Origin of the sequence: Syntrophorhabdus sp. (genome assembly GCA_012719415.1) — a bacterium.
Taxonomy (GTDB): Bacteria; Desulfobacterota; Syntrophorhabdia; order Syntrophorhabdales; family Syntrophorhabdaceae; genus Delta-02.
This window is the reverse complement of the sequence record JAAYAK010000140.1, coordinates 1-5,681: the sequence shown is the minus strand read 5'-3', so window position 1 is coordinate 5,681 and position 5,681 is coordinate 1. Positions and strand designations below refer to the sequence as shown.

Annotated in this window: 2 protein-coding genes; both read left to right on the top strand. The window is 57.8% G+C overall.

Annotated elements, in window-relative coordinates; translation table 11 throughout:
• The first annotated feature begins 47 nt into the window (after window positions 1-47).
• On the top strand, window positions 48-2,180 hold the full coding sequence (gene rnr / locus GXX82_08965; GenBank protein ID NLT23164.1) for a ribonuclease R: 2,133 nt from the start codon (window positions 48-50) through the stop codon (window positions 2,178-2,180).
• Between the two features lie 66 nt (window positions 2,181-2,246).
• Window positions 2,247-5,519 carry a PAS domain S-box protein gene (locus tag GXX82_08960; protein ID NLT23163.1) on the top strand — a complete coding sequence of 1,091 codons (3,273 nt, stop codon included), beginning with the start codon at window positions 2,247-2,249 and terminating at the stop codon, window positions 5,517-5,519.
• The last annotated feature ends 162 nt before the right edge of the window (window positions 5,520-5,681 follow it).

Genomic DNA, 5,681 nt, shown 5'->3' with positions numbered 1-5,681 from the left:
GACCCCTGAAAGGTTGGAAGCCCTTGCTGAACATGGTATAACCTATCATGCGAAGAAAAAGTACTGGGAAGAAAAGAAAGAGGGATGCTGAGCCCATCACCGACGCCCAGGTCCTCCGGGTCCTATCCGGTGCGCGGCGGCCTCTCGGCATCGAGGAACTGGAAGACATCTTCGGGCGCGGCAGGCCGGGACGACGGGATATCATACGGCACCTTCGCGCCCTCATGGCAAAGGGCCGGGTAATAGAACTCAAGAACAAGAGGTTCGGACTCACAAGGGAGATGGACCTCGTTTCCGGGACCCTGTGGTGCACCCGCAGCGGCAATGCCTTCGTCATACCCGATACAGAGGGAGAGAAGGATGTCTTCGTATCGTCACGAAACCTCAATCACGCCGTTCACGGCGACCACGTCACCGTGAGACTCGACCACTACCGGGGCAAAATGGAGGGGAAGGTCATAAGGATAATAGAGCGTAAGTCCTCTACTATCATAGGCTTTGTCAAGATATCAGATAATAAGGTTTATGTTATTCCAGAAGATTATCGATATCAAACGGAATACCTGGCATCACGGCCACGCAGGGAGGTCCATGACGGTGAACTGGTGGTCGCCCGGATAACCGCCTTCCCTGGCGAGAAGATCGAACCCGAATGCGCGATCACCAGGGTTCTCGGCGACCTCACGACCGTCGCAGCCATCGGGAAGTTCATCGAATACAAGCATTCCCTCTCCCGGCGTTTCCCGAAACACGTGGAGGACGAGGCGCGCGCCTCCGTGGCGCCACTCACGCCGCAAGGCCGCGTGGACCAGAGGGATATCGGATTCGTTACAATCGACGGGAAGAACGCCCGGGATTTCGACGACGCCGTCGCCATCGAACACGGGGCGGCGGGCTTCACTCTTCACGTTGCCATCGCCGACGTGTCCCATTACGTGACGGCCGGTTCCTCACTTGACGGCGAAGCGTACAAACGAGGCACAAGCGTCTACTTCCCTGACCGGGTGCTTCCCATGCTGCCCAAGGCCCTCTCCAACGGAATCTGCAGCCTCAATCCCCTCGAGGAAAGATACACGGTCACGGCGACCATTGACTTCGACAGGAACGGGCGCGTGCTCGGTTGCTCCTTTTGCCCCTCCCTGATACGCAGCACCATGCGTCTCACCTACGAGGCCGTAGAGAAGGCCATCATCGAGAACGACAGGAAGACACGCCGGAAGCTCGAGCCCCATCTCGCGGCCCTGACGGACATGGCCGAGCTCGCCGGACTCATCACCTCAACGCGCGAGCAGAGGGGAAGCATCGATTTCGACCTTCCCGAGCCTGAGGTCATCCTCGACATCAAGGGGGGCATCCGCCAGATCGTTCGGTCCCGGCGCCTCTATTCACACCGCATCATCGAGGAGTTTATGATCGCGGCCAACGAAGCCGTGGCGCGCTACTTCGAGGCAAAGAAGATCCCGGCCCTTTTCAGGGTCCACGAACCCCCCGAGAAGGACAAGTTACGCGACTTCGAACGGCTTCTTCAGGGACTCGGCATCGGGCACAGGAAGATCACGACACCCCGGGCCCTGCAGGACGTGTTGAACAGCGTGAAAGAGAGCAATTACGAGTTCATAGTCAACAGGGTCCTTCTGAGGTCCATGAAACAGGCCCGTTACTTCGCACGGAACAAAGGGCATTACGGCCTGGCCTCCGACAGCTACCTCCATTTCACATCACCGATACGCAGGTACCCCGACCTCGTCTGCCACAGGATACTGAAGGGCGCCCTGGCCGGCAAGCAGCCCGTTTATGACGAAGAGGAACTGGCCGTGATGGCCGCTCACCTTTCAGAGCGGGAGCGTATCGTCATGGAGGCCGAGCGCGAACTCGAGGACAGGATCCGCATACTCTATATGAAAGACCGCGTGGGCGACGTCTTCACGGGTGTCATTTCCCACGTCACTTCCTTTGGCTTCTTCGTGGAGCTCTCGGAGGTGTTCGTGGAAGGTCTCGTCCTCCTTTCGAGTCTTGGTGACGACTACTACCGCTTCGAGGAAGAGCGCTTCAGGATCACGGGCCGAAGGACGAGGAAGAGCTACCGCGTCGGCGATGCCGTGACGATAAAGGTCGTCACGGCCGATGTGACGTCCAACAGGCTCCATTTCGAGCTGTCGGCCGCCGGGGCCATCGGATGAAAAGTCTAGTGCGAACCGGTTTTTAATGGTAATATAGACGGCATAAAGAATATTTCAGAGACGATCATGCCCACGAAAGACAACGTCAGGTCCTCCGGGCGCGCCGGGAACCGCAAGGGACGGTCCGCCCGGAAGGATGCCGCCATTCCGGGAAGAATGAACAAGAAATCGCCGAGAACCGCCCAGTCAAGCCTCGCCGGCATCCTCGACCTCAAGGACGTGCAGGGTTTGCAGAGTGCCTTTGCCGAGGCCTTCGGCATCGCGTCCGTCATCCTTGACCGCACCGGAAAAGCCATCACCGACTATGTCGGCTTCTCGAGCGTCCTCAACACCGTTGCCAGAAAGGATGGCCTTACCTTCCTCACGTGCATGGCCCCGTCCTTTGTCGCCCCGAACGCGGGGAGCACGGAGCCGGCCGTCGAACAATGTCCGCGATGCGGGCTCCTGTACGGAATAATACCCATCACCGCGGGCAGCCACCGCCTTGCGAGTTGGCTCGTGGGACAGGTCCTGGACAGGGACATCAGGGTGGAAGACCTTGTTCAGCATGCGGATACGATGGGAGTGGACCGCGAGGCATACAGCCGCGCCCTCTCCGATGTGCCCCGGATGACGCGAGAGCAATTCGAAAAGGTATGTCATTCCATTTCTCTCATAGCCAGGCAGCTCTCCCTTCTCGCGATGCAGAACATCCGCCAGGCGCGGGACATCGTGGCCCGTGAGGAAGCGGAGGAGGCACTGCGAGCAAGCGAGTTGAGATATCGCCAGATGTTCAGCAACAACCCGTTCCCTTCCCTCGTTTATGATATCGAAACACTGGAGATCATCGACGTCAACGACATCGCCCTCAAAAACTACGGGTACAGACGCGAGGAATTTCTGTCCCTCAACCTCATGGACCTCGTTGCATCCGAGAGTATTCCGGAGCTTCTCGACATTCTCGCGAGACCGCCCGCGGACCGCTCAGCGGCTTCTTCGCGCCACGTGAAGAAAGACGGCACCGTTATCGATGTAGAGGTCACAGGGCATCTCCTCGACTTCCCCGGGAAGCAGTATCGCATGATAACCATCGTCGATGTGACGGAGCGCAAGGGAACGGAAGGGCGCCTGAACTTCACCCAGGCGGTCGTCGACCGCGTTGTCGACTGCATCTTCTGGCTCGACAACAACGCCCGCATCATCTACGTCAATGAAGCCGCCTGCCGCACCACGGGATATTCCCGGGACGAGCTCCTCTCCATGACCGTCTTCGACCTCGACCCCATTCTCACGAAGGAGGGCTGGAAATGGCACTGGAGAGAGAAAAAGACCTGCGGGTCCCTGCTCACCGAATCTTACCACCGCACAAAGGACGGCAGGGTCTATCCCGTTGAGATATCGGGCAGTTATCTTGCGTATGGAAACCAGGAATACAACTGCACGTTCGTGAGGGACATCACGGAACGCAGAAAGGTCGAACAGCAGCTTCTGCTAACGCAGTTCACCGTCGACAAGGCCGCCGCCATCATCCTCTGGATAGGCGAGGACGCCCGGATACTGTACGCCAATGACGAGGCCTGCCGCTCCACGGGATACACGCGGGATGAGATGCTCCGGCTCACACTTCCCGACATCGACCCCTCCTTCACGTCCCTCGTCTGGAAAGACCACTGGAACGACGTCAAGCGGCGGGGAACGATCATCTTCGAGTCATCTCAGAAGCGCAGGGACGGCTCCCTCTATCCAGTCGAGATAAAGGGGAACTACATGGAATACGGGGGCATCGGATACATCTGCTCCATCGCCTTTGACATCACGGAGAGAAAGAAGACCGATGAGCTTCTCCGCATGACCAGCTTTTCATTGGACCAATCAGCGATACCGACATTCTGGCTGAGCATGGACGGCAATGCTCTGCGCGTCAACAAGGCGGCCCTGAATGCACTCGGGTACACGGAAAACGAGATGCTCGGCAAGAACGTCAGGACGTGGGATGAGGACTTCCCGCACAAACTCTGGAAGAGTGACATTTTCCCGGAGCTTAAGGCAAAGCACTCCATGATGATAGAGTCGAAGTGCAAGAGAAAGAACGGGACCAAGTTCCCCGTCGAGCTGAATCTGAATTACATGAGTTACGGCGGCAATGAATATATCTTTGCCTTCGCCCATGACATCAGCGAGAGAAAACGGGCCGACGAGGAAAGGGAAAGGCTGCAGGCCCAGCTCCTCCAGTCACAGAAGATGGAGGCCATCGGCCAGCTCGCCGGGGGTGTCGCCCATGATTTCAACAACATCCTCACCGCCGTGATCGGCTACGGGAACCTCCTGGAAATGGAAATGGAGGAGAAAGACCCGTCGCGCGCCTACGTCGAGGAGATCCTCGCTTCCTCGGAGAAGGCCGTCAACCTGACCCAGAGTCTCCTCGCCTTCAGCAGGAAACAAAGCATCAACCTCAAGCATCACGACATCAACGACATCATCTCCGGCGTGGAGAGACTCCTGAAACGGCTCCTGTCGGAAGACATAGACCTCAAGATATCGCTGACAAGCCCGGGTATCACGGTCATGGCGGACATCACCCAGATCCAACAGGTCCTCATCAACCTTGCGACCAATGCCCGGGATGCCATGCCGTCGGGCGGGATGCTTTCCATCGAGGCCGGGCATGTCCGCTCTGACGACAGCTTCCTCAGGTCCCAGCATGGAAAGAATTCCCTCTATGCGATGATCTCTGTCTCCGACACGGGCAGCGGCATGGACCAGACGACCCGGGCGCGCATCTTCGATCCCTTCTTCACGACCAAGGAAGTGGGAAAAGGCACCGGTCTCGGCCTGTCCATCGTTTACGGCATAGTGAAACAGCACAACGGATTCATCTCCGCCTATTCGGAAAAAGATACGGGGACCACCTTTCACATCTACCTGCCTGCCGTGGAGGAGAGGACCCGCGAGGGCAGAGTGAAACCCTCCGCGGCGAGAAAAGGGTACGGAACCATCCTCTTCGCCGAGGACAACCCGGAGGTCCGCCGTTTGGCGACGAGCGTTCTCAGGAAGACGGGCTACAGGGTCATCGAAGCAGCCGATGGACTTGAAGCCATCGAGGCGTTCATGGCCAACCCGGATTCGATCGACCTCATCATCATCGATGTGGTCATGCCTCGCAAGAACGGAAAGGAAGTGGTCGATCAGGTCCGGGTGATGCGGCCTGATGCCAAGGTCCTCTACACGAGCGGATACACAAGGGACGTCCTCTCCGACAAAGGCATGGACGAAACAGGCTTCACTTTTCTTGCAAAACCCCTCTCCCCTCACGAATTGCTCCAAAAGGTCGAGGAAATGTTGACGAACAAAGACCGATAAAACCGATAAAACCGTTAGCACCGTTGGAACCGTTGGAACCGCTTGAACGTTGAAAGAAAAAGACAAAAGAGCAGGGCCCGGCTCCCGGTTGTCATCCGGGGGGCCGGGCCGTGCTCTTGTCTCTTATCTTTTGCCTTTCCCGCTCAAGCGGTTCAAGCGGTT

What these genes read in the sequence shown, in the direction of transcription:
- GXX82_08960 (NLT23163.1), top strand. Translation starts at nt 2,247, where the DNA reads ATGCCCACGAAAGACAACGTCAGGTCCTCCGGGCGCGCCGGGAACCGC.
- rnr (NLT23164.1), top strand. Translation starts at nt 48, where the DNA reads ATGCGAAGAAAAAGTACTGGGAAGAAAAGAAAGAGGGATGCTGAGCCC.